The sequence below is a fragment of the Brevibacillus choshinensis genome (genome assembly GCF_001420695.1).
GTDB lineage: Bacteria > Bacillota > Bacilli > Brevibacillales > Brevibacillaceae > Brevibacillus > Brevibacillus choshinensis.
The window spans coordinates 1,823,166-1,839,879 of record NZ_LJJB01000007.1 but is presented as its reverse complement, the minus strand read 5'-3'; the positions used below and the strand labels follow the sequence as shown (position 1 = coordinate 1,839,879).

At 46.1% G+C, this 16,714-nt stretch carries 15 protein-coding genes; 7 read left to right on the top strand and 8 right to left on the bottom strand.

The window, feature by feature from the left end; translation table 11 throughout:
• The first annotated feature begins 432 nt into the window (after nt 1-432).
• Nucleotides 433-531: a sporulation protein YjcZ gene (gene yjcZ, locus AN963_RS32245; protein ID WP_083496833.1), complete on the top strand. Its 99-nt coding sequence runs from the start codon at nt 433-435 to the stop codon at nt 529-531.
• A gap of 203 nt (nt 532-734) precedes the next feature.
• On the opposite strand, the gene AN963_RS08740 is transcribed toward yjcZ (AN963_RS32245), so the two are convergent.
• The 3 genes from AN963_RS08740 to AN963_RS08730 form a co-directional block, all read right to left on the bottom strand.
• Nucleotides 735-1,019, bottom strand: coding sequence for a LicD family protein (locus tag AN963_RS08740; RefSeq protein WP_055744103.1), 285 nt, complete (start codon nt 1,017-1,019; stop codon nt 735-737).
• A 166-nt stretch (nt 1,020-1,185) separates the two neighbouring features.
• Nucleotides 1,186-1,809, bottom strand: a complete 624-nt coding sequence (plsY, locus tag AN963_RS08735; RefSeq protein WP_055744102.1) for a glycerol-3-phosphate 1-O-acyltransferase PlsY — start codon at nt 1,807-1,809, stop codon at nt 1,186-1,188.
• Between the two features lie 647 nt (nt 1,810-2,456).
• Complete coding sequence (locus AN963_RS08730; protein ID WP_055744101.1) at nt 2,457-3,917, bottom strand: amidase; 1,461 nt, start codon at nt 3,915-3,917, stop codon at nt 2,457-2,459.
• A 189-nt stretch (nt 3,918-4,106) separates the two neighbouring features.
• On the opposite strand from AN963_RS08730, the gene AN963_RS08725 reads away from it, so the two are divergent.
• The 4 genes from AN963_RS08725 (at nt 4,107) to yjcZ (AN963_RS30175) (ending at nt 7,927) form a co-directional block, all read left to right on the top strand.
• Complete coding sequence (locus tag AN963_RS08725; protein ID WP_055744100.1) at nt 4,107-5,210, top strand: LuxR C-terminal-related transcriptional regulator; 1,104 nt, start codon at nt 4,107-4,109, stop codon at nt 5,208-5,210.
• 569 nt (nt 5,211-5,779) lie between these two features.
• Nucleotides 5,780-6,424 carry a L,D-transpeptidase family protein gene (locus AN963_RS08720; protein WP_236707937.1) on the top strand — a complete coding sequence of 215 codons (645 nt, stop codon included), beginning with the start codon at nt 5,780-5,782 and terminating at the stop codon, nt 6,422-6,424.
• A 244-nt stretch (nt 6,425-6,668) separates the two neighbouring features.
• Nucleotides 6,669-6,872, top strand: coding sequence for a hypothetical protein (locus AN963_RS08715; protein WP_055744098.1), 204 nt, complete (start codon nt 6,669-6,671; stop codon nt 6,870-6,872).
• Nucleotides 6,873-7,846: 974 nt separating this feature from the next.
• Nucleotides 7,847-7,927, top strand: a complete 81-nt coding sequence (gene yjcZ / locus AN963_RS30175) for a sporulation protein YjcZ (RefSeq protein WP_083496831.1) — start codon at nt 7,847-7,849, stop codon at nt 7,925-7,927.
• Nucleotides 7,928-8,182: 255 nt separating this feature from the next.
• Here yjcZ (AN963_RS30175) and sigJ read toward each other — a convergent pair whose 3' ends face one another.
• The 3 genes from sigJ to AN963_RS08695 all read right to left on the bottom strand — a co-directional run bounded on the left by sigJ (nt 8,183) and on the right by AN963_RS08695 (nt 11,735).
• Nucleotides 8,183-9,046: an RNA polymerase sigma factor SigJ gene (sigJ, locus tag AN963_RS08705; protein WP_055744096.1), complete on the bottom strand. Its 864-nt coding sequence runs from the start codon at nt 9,044-9,046 to the stop codon at nt 8,183-8,185.
• A 57-nt stretch (nt 9,047-9,103) separates the two neighbouring features.
• The gene (locus AN963_RS08700) at nt 9,104-10,291 is read right to left on the bottom strand and encodes an NAD(P)/FAD-dependent oxidoreductase (RefSeq protein WP_055744095.1); all 1,188 of its coding nucleotides are present in this window, start codon (nt 10,289-10,291) and stop codon (nt 9,104-9,106) included.
• Between the two features lie 574 nt (nt 10,292-10,865).
• Nucleotides 10,866-11,735, bottom strand: coding sequence for a LysR family transcriptional regulator (locus AN963_RS08695; protein ID WP_055744510.1), 870 nt, complete (start codon nt 11,733-11,735; stop codon nt 10,866-10,868).
• 166 nt (nt 11,736-11,901) lie between these two features.
• Between AN963_RS08695 and AN963_RS08690 the strand changes: the two genes are divergently transcribed.
• Nucleotides 11,902-12,873 carry a DMT family transporter gene (locus AN963_RS08690; protein WP_055744094.1) on the top strand — a complete coding sequence of 324 codons (972 nt, stop codon included), beginning with the start codon at nt 11,902-11,904 and terminating at the stop codon, nt 12,871-12,873.
• Between the two features lie 261 nt (nt 12,874-13,134).
• Here the strand turns inward: AN963_RS08690 and katG are convergent, their stop codons facing one another.
• Both katG and AN963_RS08680 read right to left on the bottom strand, forming a co-directional pair.
• Nucleotides 13,135-15,318, bottom strand: coding sequence for a catalase/peroxidase HPI (gene katG, locus AN963_RS08685; RefSeq protein ID WP_055744093.1), 2,184 nt, complete (start codon nt 15,316-15,318; stop codon nt 13,135-13,137).
• Between the two features lie 480 nt (nt 15,319-15,798).
• The gene (locus AN963_RS08680; protein ID WP_055744092.1) at nt 15,799-16,083 is read right to left on the bottom strand and encodes an IS21 family transposase; all 285 of its coding nucleotides are present in this window, start codon (nt 16,081-16,083) and stop codon (nt 15,799-15,801) included.
• Between the two features lie 219 nt (nt 16,084-16,302).
• Between AN963_RS08680 and AN963_RS30775 the strand changes: the two genes are divergently transcribed.
• Complete coding sequence (locus AN963_RS30775) at nt 16,303-16,599, top strand: hypothetical protein (protein ID WP_201783718.1); 297 nt, start codon at nt 16,303-16,305, stop codon at nt 16,597-16,599.
• Nucleotides 16,600-16,714: the final 115 nt, after the last annotated feature.

Genomic DNA, 16,714 nt, shown 5'->3' with positions numbered 1-16,714 from the left:
ACGACATTCTGTATTCTTGTGTTTTGTTGTGCTGTCAAACCCGTTAGTTGAGCATCCACTTTTCTTATAATTTTTATAGCCCCTCCCTAAATTGGGTTCAATTTAGGCTAGAATGCTTAGTTAAATGCCTATGCCATGAGGCACAGCTATACATAACAATGAAGAGATCGGACAGGAGGGAAATCCATTGTCACGTAGGCGCTGTAAATGTGAGTCATCTTGTTCTATGAGGTTTGATGATCCACCGCCGTTTCGTGGTCGAGGAGGATTTGGCCGTCGATTCAGAACCTTTGAGTCCCCTGGATTTAGAAGGTTTCGCGAATCACCATTTTTCTTCGAGGAATCACCTTTCTTCTTCTTTGAATCTCCCTTCTCGAGACGCCGTTTTTTCCGATAAACACACTCTTTAAGTTTCTCTATCTCAGTTAAGGGGTGATCGAAGTGCCTAGTGGTGGTATTTTTGGTGATGACATTTCTTTAATTTTGGTTCTTTTCGTCCTCTTAGTAATTGTTGCTTGTAGTTGTAATTAATTGGTTATGTTTATGGGCAGCTTTTATAAGCCGCCCTTTTTTAACCGAAGTTTATTGTTTGTCTGGATAGATGCAATTATGCTTACTCAGAGCATTGGATTCATTCTTTAGGTTGAACTTCATACCAAGGATTTAAATGAACCATGACTTCCTCAACATCTTCTGACCTTGCCTCAATAAAATAGACAGCTAGAATCCCTCATTTACAACCATATTTTAATATGCTCTTGCCCCAAACGCACACATTCCGTGTCCTTGCGCCGGATCCGGGCATATCCCCAGCGGTAATGGGGGTCGGTTGTATGGTCTTGATAGAAGAATCTGCTTTGATCCAAATCCCGCTTGCAAGCTTCCCTGAATTTTTCATATTCAGGCCTCATCATCGCTACGTCCATGTCGTCGTCCCAAGGAATAAAACCACCATGGCGCACAGCACCAAGCATAGTGCCCATTAAAAGACAATAGCTTATGCCGTTTTTTTTTTGCAAACCCGGTCAATTTCCAAAAGCATTTCCAGAAGAACCTTCTGAAGGCTGCGAAGTTCTTTGTCAGAGAGCATATGGCTTTGTTTGTTTTCGTGTGGCCTCCTGTTTTAAACGGTTAACTAATTCCAAATTTTTATATTTTGACGACCTGCTCAACGCCGCGAGAAAATCAAAAAATAAGTTTATTTTCTGTTCCTGAAAGCAGCTTTTGTATATTTTCCATATGCCTGAAAATAACCATAAACGCCATTAGGCACGCAAATATATAAAAATATAAGGTATTCCCAAAAACAGGAATAAATGAAATAGCCGCAAAAAGCATTGTAGCACATATTGTGCCTAAAGAAACATAACGGGTTAAAGCTACTATTATCACAAAAAAGCCAAGGCATAAAAGAGCCATAACCCAGTCAACCATAAACAGCACAGCCACTGCTGTAAGTGCTCCCTTGCCCCCTTTAAACCCAAAATATACCGGCCAGTTATGCCCTATAACCGCTCCTGCGCCTGCCGCTAAAAGGCTTACGCAATCTTTAGCCTCTCCCGAATAAAAGTAAACGCCAAGGAACAAGCCTATAAAACAGGCAATTATCCCTTTTAATATATCACCCGCAAGAACAAGCACCGCAGCAGATTTCCCAAGTACCCTCAGAGTATTGGTAAGCCCGGCGCTTTTGCTTCCATGGCTTCTTATGTCCTTGCCGTATATTTTCCCTACAATCACCGCTGTATTAAGGCTGCCTAAAAGGTAGCCCAAAGCTAAGGCCGCAAAAAGCTTTAAAATATCAATCATCACTCTTCTCCCTTGGAATTATTCTAATTTTCTTTTATTTCTCCATCAATACAGGGTTCATCCGTCGCCAAACCTGCCTCCTTTACCCACCGGTATATCAATGAACAACTACGGCCAAATATCTTGCCAAGCATGTTATATGAACCTTTACCAAGCGAATAGAATAGTATTACCAATGCTTTTAGTGCTGCTATTTTTTCATTTCTTCTTTCATCGCCAACTATGAAGTAGTTTCCATATAATGTAATATTCTGGCTTCATTATATCATATCTCTAATCCTTAATGACACAAATTTGAGAGCGCCTTTTTAATAAGTCCACAAATTTGTATCATACCAGTGTAACTATGAGCAATAGCTCAGTGATACAAATCTACTACCATAAAAGGTCTAAAACATTTAAAATCGAGTGCATTATACATGTGACACTAAAAGTCGCGTCATTTATGGATCGAATCGAACTTTATTAAGAAAAATCAAAAGGCGAGACTGTTTAGGTCTCACCAATACCTGGTTGCCATTCATGATGTCCACCCGGGCCCTCGACTTCGCTCGATATGCCGGTTCTCTCCCACATAAAAGAGAGAGCGAGACACGAAGGTTCGCTCTCTTCTCTCTTCCCTTTACTCTATCAAACCGCTGACTTTTCTATAAAATGGGCAATCGCTCAGCCGCGACGTGAAAAGCAGGACGCCGTTCCTTCCACGGGCAGGCATGCTCCAGCTGGGAAGCCAACTGCAAAAGCGTCGCCTCATCGGCATAGCGCCCGGCAAATTGCATGCCGATCGGAAGTCCGTCTCTGCTCCAGCCAAGCGGCAATGAAATGGCAGGCTGGCCCGTCGTATTGAACAAATTCGTAAAGGGCGCATAGGTGAAAATCTGCTCTGTCCATTCTTTGGCGCCAAGCCCGCTGGCGTTTGCATTCAGCTCTCCCAAAGGCAGAGGCGGCCTTGCCGTCGTCGGGGACAAAAGAACGTCGTACTCCGTAAAAAAGCTGCCAACCGCTCGGGAAACGATATTCTGAATGGCGAGGGCATCCAGCAGCTCCGTAGCGGTTATGTTCCGTCCGTACCGATAGGTGGACAGATTCGCTGCTTCCACATTAGCTTCTGATGGTGTTTGCCCCGTCGCTTGGGCGATTCCATCGATCCAGGATGTGACGTTGGCTGCCCAGATGCGGAGGGTTGCAAGCATATGCTGTTCACTGTCGATGACCGGCGAAGCTTCGACCAGTTCATGCCCGACCTCCTCGCAAAGCCGGACAGTTGCATGCAAGCTATCCAGACACTCCTGATCTACAGCAACTCCAGAAGGCGGCTTTGATGTCCACGCGATACGCAACCGGCGAGGCGGGTGGGAAATCTCATCGAAAAACGGCCTTTTCGGCGGTTGGGCCCATGCGTAGCAGCCAGTATCCGGTCCCGCTACTGCATCGAGCAGCGCAGCAGCATCACGGACCGTGCGCGTTAAAGCAAATTCAATACCGAGACCATTTAACGGCTCGCTGTAGTCAGGACCCGTCGGCACACGTCCACGAGTTGGCTTCAACCCGACCAGTCCGTTGCAGGAAGCCGGGATGCGGATGGAACCTCCCCCATCATTCGCATGGGCAAACGGGACGACCCCCGCTGCGACAGCAGCTCCCGATCCTCCGCTTGACCCGCCTGAACTGTGCCTCAGATTCCACGGGTTATGGGTCGGTCCGTGCAGAACGGATTCGGTCGTGGCGTTGTATGCGAATTCCGGTGTGGTCGTCGTGCCAACTGTGACTAGACCAGCCTTGCGGAACCGTGCCATCAATTCGGTGTCGTACGGAAAGACGGCCCCTTTTGCCAATCGGCTGCCCATGCTGAATGGTACACCAGCTGCATGCAGTACGATCTCCTTAATGAGGAAGGGAACACCACGGAACGGCCCATCCGGAAGGCCCGCATCGATTTGCTCATCCGATTTTTCGGATAAGACACTAACGATCGCATTCAGCTGTGGATTTACCTTTGCGATTCCTTCCAATGCGGCATTTTTCAGTTCCTTTGGAGTGACTTCCTTTTGCCTGACCAGCTCAGCCAAACCAATTCCATCGTAAACTGAATATTGGGACAAATCCACTAATAAACGCCTCCCTTACTATCATTAGCTTGTTTCTTTCGCTTCATTATGACAAACGAAGAAAGCGCTGCCAATTACCCGAAAGAGTCATTTTTTGCGTACTGCGCATTCTCTTCCTGGCCATGTTGCTAGCCACAAACACATATATTATGATGGTGGAAACTCGAATGAAAGAGGGGGAATTTGGTTGTGGATAAGGGCGCATTCCATCTGGGGAGTTCAAAAGTTTTGGAATTTATCGATTCCATCTTGGTTCCAGCTGAAAGGTTTCCTCAACAGGTTTTACTCTCCCTCTCGCAAATTTTTGGCTATCATCGGTCTATCTTTTGGATCGCAGACAAACACGGCAATTTGTTTCTTCCTAGCACGCTCAATGTCGAGGATCGGCTGATCCAAGACTATATCTCCTATTATTTTCAGCATGATCTGCTGCATCCGCAAAATGCCATTCCTCAAAACCCCTCCCGCACTGCTTTGCGCATCAATGACGTCATGCCCGACCAGGAGTACGAGCAAACCATTTACTACAACCAGTTCATGCGCGCCTACGGAAACTACGATGAGATGGGCATTTACCTCAAAAAGGAAGGCACGCTGGTTGGCAGCATTGGGTTGGCGCGCTGCAAGCAGGAGCAACGCTTCACAGAAAATGACGTGCGTTTGGTAGAAACACTCTCCCGTACGATCGCCCATACGCTTGCCATCCACACGCATGCAGATGAACTGCAAAAAGAACGGATGTTATTCGCTGCCCATTCCCAGTTGTCCTCCATCGGCATCATCATCGTAGAGCCTCCTGCCCACATCCGTTATGTGAATCCGATAGCCAAAGACATTTGTGCGGAATGGTTTTTAGGAAAGACATACACGAATCCTGTACATGCCTTTATCAAACAGCACGTGGAAAATAATGCCTTTGTCAGTCCCTCTTCTTTTTCTGCTCCAGCAGCAATCGCTTTGTTGTCTCCTTCTCAGCAAGAGTTCGCCATCTACGTCCAACCTTCTGTCTCCATCCCTTTTTCCGATCACCGAACGCTTCCCTACGCCATCTACCTGATTCCCAAAGGAACACACTCCGGGATGTCTGCCACCCGAGAGCAGGACCAGCTCCCCCACTTGACGCGAACGGAAAGGAGAATCTACGAACTTGTACAGCAAGGTTATACCAACCAGCTGATTGCCAACGAGCTGCATATCAGCCTGAACACGGTGAAACGACATTTGCAAAATACGTACAGGAAGTTGGGCGTTTCGAACAGGACTGAGCTGTGCTATAAACTGAAAACGAACTGACGGAATGCAAAAGCCACCTTCCTCGGTGGCTTTTCATGCGTTAAGGCACTATCGTGCAATTTTCCATGTAAACTCTTACATACCTTTATTGAATTCACTCTTGTCGAAATTGTTTTTGAATGTATAAGCAATATACGTTACTAAGAACGATGCTTTGTTCATTATCTCTTTCAGGAAAGCAGAATGGACAATACATGTTTTCACCCCATTATTTTTCCCATCAATTTCTCCTACTAATCTCCTTTATTCTGGCCGATAAGCTAGCCGAGGCTGCCGGATAATCTCCAGCAGCCTCGCCTCTGAAGTTTTGCTAAGCTATCGAACCCCGTTAGCTTTAAGTAGACGACTGTAGCTTATTGTTTCCGCAGACGTTTCGATGATTTTAACTCCGGTTGACTCTAAATGTGCATAACTCCAGACGTAGTTATTATTAATGATGTTTAAATATAAGTTGTGTTGGTTGCACATGATAAAGTGTGGATTCAAATCATAATCGGAAAAAGTAGTGATTAATATTGAATCAAAGTATGCATTCTTATATCCTTCGAATCGTTGCCTCAATTTTTCTCATGTTGCTCACGCTCTTCAAATACCAACTTGCCTATGCGGATTCGTCGTTGCCAATTGTTGTTGAACAAGGGGTCTTTTCCATTGATGTTCACCCCTCCAAACACCAATTAATTGTGCGGAAACAAGGTCAACCCATAAAAGTTTATCCGATTGCTGTTGGGAACCCATCTACGCCTACCCCTGTTGGAGAATACAAAGTGATATACAAAGGTAAAAATTGGGGACCAGAATTCGGCCCACGGTGGCTAGGATTAAACGTCCCTTGGGGAATTTACGGCATTCATGGCACGAACAAACCATATTCTATTGGACAACATCTAAGCCACGGTTGTATCCGCATGCGCAACAGTGACGTCATTGAATTATTCGATATGGTTCCACTCGGATCCAAAGTTACGATTTATGGGCATGTATTGGGGCATCCGAGTCATAATCCGAGAGATTTGGCGGAAGGAGATGTCGGTGGAGATGTTCAACTGATTCAATCCCGTTTGAAAAGCGCCGGATACTTCAAAGGTTTATGTGACGGCAAGTATCGCTCAAATACAACTGCTGCTCTTAAAAAATTTCAACGCGACCGTCACATGCCTCAGAACGGTGTCGTCACAATTAAAGTTTACGAAGAACTGGGATTGCTAGAATAATGAACCTATAACTGTGCTGCATCTCTCTGTTTGCAGGAAAGAGCATGGATTTTTGGAAACTGGATACCTCTATTCATGCTCTTCCCGCATTTATCATAAGTAATGTTTTGTTAAGCTAATGATTTTTCAACGGCATTGTTGTAAGATAATCCCAAAATCATCTAGTACAGGACTGATTAAGTGATTACATCTGCTGAAGAATTTATAAGACTGAGAACGAGTGAAAATCCTGAGGAATATCTTCGTGCAGTTTTGGGATGAAGCCCCACTGGATGTTTGGAATGAAATCATTCAAAATTATCCAGACATGTCTTTTTGGGTTGCTCAAAATAAATCGGTACCTGTTGAGATCCTTTACATTCTTGCCAACCATCCCGAAGAGAGAGTTCGAATCATTGTTGCTTTGAAAAACAAGCTCCCAGAAGAATTGGCACCACGTAACCGTTGATATCGTTTTTTAGGCATTTATCATAATAACTAATAAGTTAAATCAGGGTTTTCATTGTCCACTCAACACCAAGAACTTCCTGATGTATCATTATAAGATCACTCGAAAACTGTCTAAACGCCGCCATTTCTTCAGAAAATTTCTCCGTAATTTCTTGCATACTATACATGACACAGTCTTTTGCCAGGTCGTAATCGTCTCCCAATAAATAAAGCGATCTAAAATTATAATAATCCCATAGTTTCGTTTGTACAATCAATTTTTCAGTACAACTGATGCCTTCTTCTAATGTCAAATTACAGCATTGGTTCTTATATTGGATTATCGAAAGTACTAGTTTGTGTCCGTTTCGGATGATGCCATTAAAGAAACCTCAATAATTTCATAAGGGAATGTATCTCTTGATTCAATGACCCTGTCACACCAGTTAATAATATCTTTTTTCCGTAGAACACCACATTCGAGTGAAAGTTGGTATACCCTTGATAGTTGGATCAAGTTATTCACCTTTTATCACTTCCTGCCCAATTTGTTACATACAATTTTAAACCTTATTGTGTGATCGTGGGCATTTATCTCCCTACACATTTTGATAAATCAACCCAACTTTAGTTAGTGCACAGTGGTTTTTCGCTTTTCTATAATAAAAACCGAAATAGATAACAGTATAAGAGGAGGATTTTTAAATGAATTTTATTGAACAGTTATTTTGGGGAACAATTTTTCATCTTCAAATTATTTTTAATGCCTTGGGTTCACTTTTCCACCACTAATCCTTATAATCTTTCCTTTGAACACCGAGCCTGAATGGACTCGGTGTTTTTTTATTCGTATTGAGCAATGTGTAAATTACAGATAAGATTATGCTTAAAGCCCAAAATTTTTATTTTGTACGCTAACACCCTTACAATGTTCGCTTTAATACATATGTTAAGTTTGAGGGTTTTCCTCAATCTCATTAAGGGGTGATCTAGATGTCCTTTTTTGAAGATAACTTTGCTTTAACCTTGGTTCTGTTCGTCCTTTTAACTATTGTTGCTTGCACCTGCGATTAATTTTTCTATGTTCATGGGCGGCTTTATAAGCTGCCCATTTTTTTGTAAGTAGCACCTATTTAACATAATTGAGCTTGTGTTAAATACGTTCCTTTTTAAATTATTTTCGTTAGAGATATGCAAAGGCTGCCCGTAATACTACCGGCAGCCTTTGCTTGTGTTGGTTTCGCTATCGATACCCGTTAGTCCAATGTTGTAATGTTCATCAAAATGAAAGGGGACTTGGAATGCTTTGAAAAATCTGCATTCGACTACCTAAACCCGGTCAAGCTTATCCGGGTTTCGTACGGCATACATTCTGGCAAGCTTTCCGCGTCGGAGTTGTAAAAATATAGCAGCCACGGTTTTGTCCCCAAAACGGATTACGATACCGGTCTCACCGTTCAGAGGGGCAGCCTCGAAGTGAAGTTTTCCATGATTATAGGGCCCTTTGCCATGGAACCCGTCGAGCAGGACTCGGGCCACGTGGTCGCGCGTTTGTACCGGATGCTTGAACGCGATTACTTTTCCGCCTCCGTCGGCGACGAGCATGACGTCTTCGGTCAACAGAGACAGCACATGATCGACGTTCCCTTGCTCGAGGGATGTGAGGAACCGGCTGACCCATTCCAATTCGACCGCTTCGGCCGCGACCGGCTCCTCCTCGGATATTTCCATCTTGCTTCTTGCCCGACTCATCAGCTTGCGGCAATTCGCCTCTTGCTTGCCGAGCAGTTCAGCTATTTCGGGATAATCGAAGCCCAGCGCCTCCCGCAGGACGAAAACCGCCCGCTCTGTCGGCGTCAGCCTCTCCAACACTACGAGCATGGCGTAAGACAGCAGATCGCGGCGGACGACCGTCGTCTCGAGCGTATCCGCCTCGGGCGTCCGAATCGGTTCGGGGAGCCACGGACCGACATACATTTCCCTCTTCTTTCGCGCCGACTTCTGCAGATTGAGGCAGTGATTGGTTACCATTTTGCACAAATACGCCTTCGGTTTCTCCAAACGTTCAGGATGTACGTCGAACGACTTAAAAAACACGTCCTGCACCGCATCTTCCGCGTCTACCGCAGAGCCTGTCAGCTGATAAGCCAGCATGAACAGCAGCGCTCTATATTGATTGTACAGTTCTTCCATTCGCCGTTTCTCCTTTTCCAGGCTGTTAGAAATATTGCAATATTGGTCACTTTGTTTTTATCGTAGCATACTGCCTCCATCCCATGCCAGATTCCTGAATTTCCACGCAGGCTTTCCCGTTATAATCATATTAAGTCCCCATTTGCGCCCCCATACCAATCCGCGATTTTCCCCCAGGCCTATGCAGAAGAAATCCAACGGTACCGATTTATGAACCGGTGCGGGGCGGCCCTCCAGATCGGCCATCACGATTTTTCCCAGTCGATCCGCCTGTATCACACCTTCTCCGCACCTCATCTGATCCGCCTTGCCGGTTCTCGGATCGACGATTCTCGCACAGTCACCAATGCTGTATACGCCCGGCGCCCCTTTGACGCGATAGCATTCATCCACCAACACTTGACCTTCAGGAGTAAGCGGCAAGCCCATGCTGCGAAGGGCCGGATTCGGTATCAGACCAATTGTCCATATACTTAGGCCAACCGCCAGACTTTCGCCATTGCTGAGCGTCACCACTCCTGCTTCCTCCCGCATCGCCTTGCGATTGTGAAGCACTGTCACTCCACATTCGCTGAGCGTCAGTTCCAACATCCGTCCTACTTTCTCCGGCCCTCCGGGGAACAGCCGCTCCTGCGCATTCAGCAAATAGACGGAGGTTTCGAATGGATTCAGCCCCAGCGCCGACGCTTCCTCCCGCATCGCGAGCGCCAGTTCGGCAGAAGTCTCGATGCCGCTGATACCCGCTCCCACAACCGCGAGCGTCAACAAGCGTTTGCGTTCTTCAGGATTCGTCTCGCCTGCAGCCTTACGCAGGTTGGCGCTCCAGCGCTCCCGGATGTCCGCTGCGGCTTGCGGGTCGGTCAAGGCGATGCCACCCTGATCGGGATCCGGTCGCCGAACGATGCTGCCGACTGCCACGACTAAAAGGTCATAATGAATTCGGGCATCATTTCCATGCGCATCGGTATAACGAATCCGTTTTTCCCCACTGTCCACGGACGTAACCGTACCTTGCACGAATTCGACTCCTTCTGATAAATAATGCGTCCAGGGAATCATAATCTCTTCCCCGCTCGTGGCCGGCCGGAACAACAACACTTTGCGCACATGACCGGGCTGCTTGTCGAACAGAACAAACCGAATCCGCCGTCCGTTCGCCATGCCCCGGGTCGTTTCCTTTATTGCTTTGAGCGAATGAAGCCCTGCATGGCCGCCTCCGATGATGATGCATGTCAAGTCGTTCATCTTTCCTCAGCTCCTTTACGTTTTGCACATATAACAACGTAAGGCTCTGATTTGTGACATCGGAAACGAACGAATAACCTTGCATGAGCCCGTTTAATCAGCCGTTCTTTCGTGCCCGTTGTTGAGTAAATCTGCCCGTTAGTTGAATGCCAATCTAATACTTTGTTATCCAGTCTAATACTTTAATCGGTCTAAAACTTTATTATCTCTGCACAGTTAGACAAATTGCTGCACAACTGAAGCAATTCATGAATGAAGTGGAAGCCTCATGCTTTTAAGGAGACTCCGGACTCGCCCTCTAGTGTATAAGTGATGACTCGTTGGTATCCCATTTCCTTCGCGATCCTTCGAACAGCAGCATATTGTTCAATGAAAATAAAGTATTAGACTGATGTCGTTGATTTTACGCAAAATCTTCATAAGAAAAGCACTTACCTTAGAAAAATAAGTATTACACTATTCAATCCTACCGTACAAAAAGCCAGTCAAAACACGATAATAAAGTGTTAGACTGGCTTAGTTTATTGAATTATCGAACCGCTAGCGAAGGGGGCAGGCTTTTCCCTTCAGAAAATTAGTGCTTGCATGTAATGATCTTTTGCTGGCTGATCTCGTCCAGGAACGACTGCATCGTGCTCGTGATCACGGCATCCTGTCTGCGTATGAAAACCGTGGTCACTTCCTGATAAGGTTCCGGTACCCGATGAAGATGAATCGTCCCGCTTTCAGCCAGGCGGCTCACCGATGATTTCGGCAAAATGCTGATTCCGATTCCTGCAGCGACTCCGCCGATGATCGTGTCAAACGTTCCGAACTCCATCACCTTACTCGGAATTAATCCCGCAAGCTTCATCCAGCTCTCCAGCCTCTCTCGATACCCACAGCCTTTTTTATACAAGAGCAATGCTTTTCCCGTCATGTCATTGACTGTGAAGGAGCTGCTTTTGGTGACGAGCACAAGCTCTTCGTGGAAAACCTGCACCTGTTCAATCAGCGGATGGTTGATCGGGCCTGTGACGAACGCTCCGTCCAGATCCACATCCAGAACCTCCTGAAGCAAATGCTCTGTTACTCCTGCCTTAAGAGATAAATCCACATGCGGATACTGACCGCAGTAAGAGGATAAGAGTGCGGGAAGTGCATTGATCGTTTCAACCATCCCGATTGCAAGGACCCCAGAAGGCACGGACGTTTGATGGAAATAACGATACATGTCATCCATTTTCAATAGGATTTCCCGTGAGAATTCCAGCAGTCTCCTCCCTTCTGTATTCAGTGTCATTCCTCGCTTATTTCGATAAAACAACGGCGTCCCCAGCTCTTTTTCCAGCAGCTTGATTCTGGCCGTTACGTTGGATTGAACGTAGCTCAGCTCGGATGCTGCCTTGCTCACACTGCCTAGTGTGGCCACCATTTGGAAAATCTTCAAATCGTTCAGCTCCACCTGTTCCCTCTCCTCATGCTTCCCCCCCATGGGAGGTCTCTTGTCTTTATCCATCACCAAAAGTGATACATAAAGTTATTATCAATCATTATACTATCTTTTTTCCATCCCTTATGATTTGGAAGGAATCAATAATCAGCTTTAAATTGAAAGGGAGAGCTTTTACATGAAAAACAAACAAATCATCATAGGATCAATCTTATGCATGATCGCAAGCGTGTCGTGGGGAGCGATGTTTCCAGTTGCCCACATCGCTCTGCAGCAGGTTGATCCTTTCTACTTCTCGTTTCTTCGCTATTTCTTCGTTACGGTCATTCTGTGTGGCCTGCTTTGGGTAAAGGAGGGCTTGTCTGCCTTTCGCTTTGAGGGGCGCGGGAGGGCTTTGGTGTTCTTTGGAACGATGGCATTTACAGTCTACAACATGGGGGTCTTCCTGGGACAGCATCTCATGGGCGAGGCAGGCATCATCGCCGCATCCATCATGGAAGTTCTCATGCCGATGATCTCCATCCTCCTGTTGTCCGTCACCACCAAAAAACTCCCCCCCTCCTATACGCTAACCAGCATCGCCATCGCCTTGGCTGGCGCATTGCTTGTGATTACGAATGGGAACTTGGCCTTCTTCACCACGGCGAGCGAACAGCTTTTCCCGTTGCTGCTGATTTTTGCCGGTGTGATAGGGTGGGTCATATACTCCATCGGCGGAGGGCATTTTAGCAGTTGGTCAACTCTGCGTTATTCGACGTTGACGTGTTTATTGGGAACTGCGGTTTCTTTCGTGGTGATTGCGATCGCGTCCCTTTTTCAGTGGATTCCCGTCCCGACCTGGGAAAGCGTGGTGTCCATCAAATATGAAATGGCCTTCATGGTCCTTTTGCCTGGACTCGCCGCCCTCTTGAGCTGGAATGCTGGCATCAAAGCGCTGACTCCGTTAAACGGCATTTTATTTATCAACCTGGTCCCGGTCACTACCTTTATCCTGATGTCTTTTCAGGGCTACGAGATCAGTATGTTTGAATTTTACGGTACCTTGCTCGTCATTTTTGCTCTGATCCGAAACAATCATTTTCAGAGAAAACAGCTTGGCTACCGCGTGGCTGCGCGAGAAACAGGCAGGAGGAAAATTCCATCCGTTTGACGCACCTGCTTGTGTAGAAGAGTAGCGACAGTGTTAGTTTAAAATAATGTAGTAGACCGGGAAACCTAACGTAGTACTAACTTTTAGAGGTCACCACTCATCAAGTTTTGATTACTTAGTTTTAGGCTGATCGAAAATAAATAGGCAGCGGCAGCCACGGACTCAAAAATAAAGTCTTAGACTGCAACTGCCTTTATTCAACTATCGAACCTGTTAGTTCAATGAAATCATTCAGGAGTTACCCTCCATAACCTCTCCTCGTTATTTAAGATCGAAACGATCTGCATTCATTACCTTGACCCAGGCAGCAATAAAGTCACGCACAAACTTTTCTCTGTTATCGTCCTGAGCATAAACTTCTGCAATGGCACGCAGAACAGAGTTTGAACCGAACACGAGGTCAACTGTAGTCGCTGTACGCACGACTTCACCTGTCTTGTGATCACGTCCTTCAAATACGTCCCCGTCTACAGGCTTCCACTGTACTCCCATGTCTAGCAAGTTTACAAAGAAGTCGTTCGTGAGTATGCCTACACGATCGGTGAATACGCCGTGTTGTGTTCCACCGTAGTTTGTACCTAGAACACGCATACCGCCAACAAGTACAGTCATTTCTGGTGCCGTAAGGGTCAGCAGCTGTGCCTTGTCGACTAGGAGCTCTGCTGGACTTACGCTATACTGCTTCTTCTGATAGTTGCGGAAACCATCCGCAATAGGCTCGAGAACTGCAAAATTTTCTGCATCCGTTTGCTCTTGTGTTGCATCGCCGCGTCCTGGCGCAAAAGGAACCGTTACATCAAAGCCTTCATCTCGTGCAGCTTTTTCTACTGCGGCACTACCGCCTAATACAATCAAATCAGCCATGCTGACTTTCTTACCAAAATCCTCTTGAATGACTCCCAGGATCGTAAGCACTTTTGTAAGTTGTTTTGGCTCATTCACTTCCCACTCATTCTGTGGAGCAAGACGGATGCGAGCACCATTGGCGCCGCCACGCATATCCGAGCCACGGAAGGTGCTAGCGGAAGCCCAAGCCGTTGTTACCAGCTCGCTGACAGTAAGTCCCGAGTCTAGGATCCGTGTTTTCAGCTCTGCTACATCTGCATCGGTTAATTCATAATCAACAGCGGGTACAGGATCTTGCCAGATAAAATCTTCTGCTGGAGCTTCTGGGCCTAAATATCTTGAACGAGGACCCATGTCACGGTGTGTAAGTTTGAACCATGCACGAGCAAATGCATCTGCAAACTCTTCTGGATTCTCATAGTAACGACGAGAAATCTTTTCGTACGCTGGATCCACACGCAATGCCATATCCGCAGTGGTCATCATTGTCGGAACACGAACGGATGCATCTTCTGCATCTGGTGCAAGATGCTCCTCGGCAGGATTTACAGCAACCCACTGGTGTGCGCCTGCCGGGCTCTTGGTAAGCTCCCATTCATATCCGAATAGTAGTTCAAAGAAACCATTGTCCCATTGTGTCGGATTCGCAGTCCACGCCCCTTCAATACCGCTGGTGATGGCGTCGCGACCTTGACCGGAACCGTGTGTGCTCAGCCACCCTAAGCCCATTGCTTCAACAGGAGCAGCTTCTGGCTCTGGGCCAACAAGAGCAGCATCTCCTGCGCCGTGTGCCTTACCAAACGTATGGCCACCTGCCACAAGTGCAACGGTTTCTTCATCGTTCATTCCCATGCGTTTGAAGGTTTCGCGAATGTCGCGAGCACTTGCTAGCGGATCCGGAATCCCGTTCGGACCTTCTGGGTTCACATAGATAAGGCCCATCTGAACAGCAGCTAGCGGATTCTCGAGCTCACGATCGCCAGTGTAACGATTATCCCCTAGCCATTCCTTTTCAGCACCCCAGTAAATATCTTCTTCTGGATGCCAAACGTCCGCGCGTCCGCCTCCAAAACCGATTGTCTTACCGCCCATGGATTCAATAGCAGCATTACCTGCTAGAATGAGCAAGTCGGCCCAAGAGATCTTGTTGCCATACTTTTGCTTAATCGGCCATAGCAGTCTGCGAGCTTTATCAAGGTTGCCGTTGTCTGGCCAGCTGTTAAGTGGAGCAAAACGCTGTGTGCCTGTTCCAGCACCACCACGGCCGTCGCCTGTACGATATGTACCAGCGGAGTGCCAAGCCATACGGATAAAGAATGGTCCATAATGTCCGTAGTCGGCAGGCCACCAATCTTGGCTGTTTGTCATTAAATCGTAAAGATCCTGCTTAAGAGCCTGGTAGTCTAGCTTTTTGAATTCTTCTGCATAGTCAAAATCTTCGCCCATAGGGTTCGATTTTCTGTCATGCTGATGCAGAATATTCAAGTTCAATTGGTTGGGCCACCAGTGTTTATTCAATGTAGCACTAGGGTTGTGACTAGTAGCGCTGCCGTGCGAAAACGGGCACTTTCCAGTGTTAGCTGTAGCCATAGAGTCCATTTGCACCTCTCCTATAATTTATATTAAGTATTAAATAATAATTCTTCTAATCAATTTATAAAGCAATTCACAACAGAAATCAACAATTATTTGAAGTTTCCTTTTATTTTTAACGCTATTTTGTAAGGATTAAGGACATTACGGGTTGGTATCATATCGATGGGCGGTCAATATTCCGCATCCTGAAGGTCTTTCGGCGTAGCACCGTAACGACTATCGTGCTCTACCACTTTATGCCCTCCTAAGTGGAAAAGAGCTTCGTTACGGGGCGGGGGTTATGAGATGTTAATAACAAAGGGAACGTAGAACACGATGAGATATATCACCCAGCATTTTTGGACTTTTTTCTGATCCTAGCGTATGCAGGGTCGGTGAAGATTATGATCTAGTAAATAGTTCGTTCGCCTATTTTCCGGGCGTCCCGATCTTTCGCAATGAAGATCGAATACTGATATTACGTATTTACCTTACGCTCCCTGATTACCTTTGCTGGCTCGCAGAAAGACTTTCAAAAAAGTAGTGAGCACGCAACTGAGTAAAACATTCTTGTTCTTCTCGGTTCTTCCCTTCGAGAATTTTTTTAACTGCTGTCTTTAGATTGTCATAAGTGATGGTTTGGGGAACGGCTCCAAAAAACTCAAAGTCATCAACATGTCCTTGTAAGAGAGCCTCCATCTTCTGATGAAAGAATGTTTTGACAAAGATCTTCCGACTAAACGTACAACGTAAAGAAAATACTTGAACTGTGATCTGCTTTCTAAGCAATACAATATCCACTTCGCCCCAATCGCTGCCATACGGAGTTATCAATACAAACATACAACATGAGAATCAAGATTCCGAAAGAGAAGGACATAGAATTAAAGTGGTATAGCCATTTTCTTCAGACCGCAAGACATAATAAGACTACCAAAAAGGTAGTCTTATTTGTTACAAGGTACGAGTATCTCAGATCAGATGTCGATTCTCTGGAATCCCTCAGGCATGCATCCAGTTTGGAAATTATATCGAAGCCGTTCTGGATTATTCAAATTCGGTTTTTTCATCGTTTTCGTCAGGGTAATACGATCGAAGCTGTTCGTCAATTTTCTGCTAGAGCCGGAAATCTGCGCAGAAATTGCCAAATCATTCCCGTATATCAATCCGAACAGAGAGGTACGCAAGCTGATTAACAAAGCCACCCTGGACAATATCGCCATCTATCCACCCGCTAAGGAAATGAATAGGGTGGAGAACCTGAAAGATATTGGTGATGCCGTCACGCTGTACGATCGTGCCTAGTCGTAAATGAAAAGCTCGCAGTAGCCAATCACTTTGTCCAAAAGCCATGCTTTTTGTCAGCCAATCGCTTAATTATCAAAGAAAAAGGCGGGGTAGATTGCCCCCGCCTTTTTGC